Here is a 1178-nt window from a genome sequence, read left to right on the forward strand (position 1 = left end):
AAAGTATTAAAATATATTTTTTTTTAAAACTGAACTCAAAATTTAAATTGATAAAAAATCTACAAATATGAAAATGAATAAAAAATACTGGATATAAAAAAATTTTTAAATAATTCATTGCAATAATTGATTTAGCTTAAATTTCACTATATCCAAAGGAAGTTTATTACTGTCAATTTTTTCATTATTTGCATGAAATTGATTAGCTTTAAAGTCATCCATCATTAGAAATTCTTTAGTTTTTTTGAGCAACTCATCTTTATTAGTGCAAAATATTTTCTCTGGCAAATGTTTAAAATATTTTTTTGCGTGTCCAGAAAATTGATAGGAAAAATCATGAACCAAAACTGCTTTTTCACTTGCAATACATTCATCAACTAAAGATGTATATTCTCCAATTATTAAGTCTGCTACAGAGCAGATCTTATATGTTCTATAACTTTCATTATAATTATTACAAATCAAAATATTTTTAGTTTTATTAATCTGATTAATTACATCATTAAAAAAAAAATTGAAATTCGGTAAATATTTATATCTTATAATAACAAAACAATTTGAATTATTTTGAGCAATAGCTAAACAATTTTGCAAAAAAAGTTTTGATGAATATTTATTAATCCATATACTTGATTCCTGCTCGGTGCTTGACATTGGTACATGATGGCCCAAAGCTAAAATCAATTTCTTATTTTTTTTTAAACATAAGATATCTTCAGATATATTTTTATAATTAAATTTTTTAATAAAATTTTCTTTCACTGATCCAGAGATGACAATATTTTCTATATTAAATTGAGATTTTTTTTTTTTTATAATATCTGCAACAAAATTATTATATACAAAGTAATAATCTAAAAATGTACTATGCCACGGAAGCCAAATATTATTTATTCTTTGTTGTGAAGAAATTGTTGTTATTTTATTTTTTTTTAGAGCAAGTAAAAGTCCTTTTGGCGTAATGCTGTCATGATCTATCAGACAGATTTTTAATGATCTTTGATTTTTTAAAAAACTATCAAAGCACAGAAATTTATTATACTCATTAAATAATATGCAAATTCCGATAAAATTATCAAAACTCTTAATAAATTTAAAACATTTAATAAACTTGTAAAAATTCTTTATAAAGTATGAATAATTATTTATCTCAAAGTTAATCCATTTAAGTTTTTTTT

Annotated in this window: 1 protein-coding gene; it reads right to left on the bottom strand. The window is 21.4% G+C overall.

The genetic code is table 11. From position 1 onward, the window contains the following. Positions 1–114: 114 nt before the first annotated feature. The coding region (locus tag ACTT83_RS05960; protein WP_440919180.1) for a hypothetical protein at positions 115–1178 on the bottom strand (1064 nt) is incomplete at its 5' end.

Source organism: Candidatus Pelagibacter sp., from assembly GCF_052049775.1.
Lineage (GTDB): Bacteria > Pseudomonadota > Alphaproteobacteria > Pelagibacterales > Pelagibacteraceae > Pelagibacter.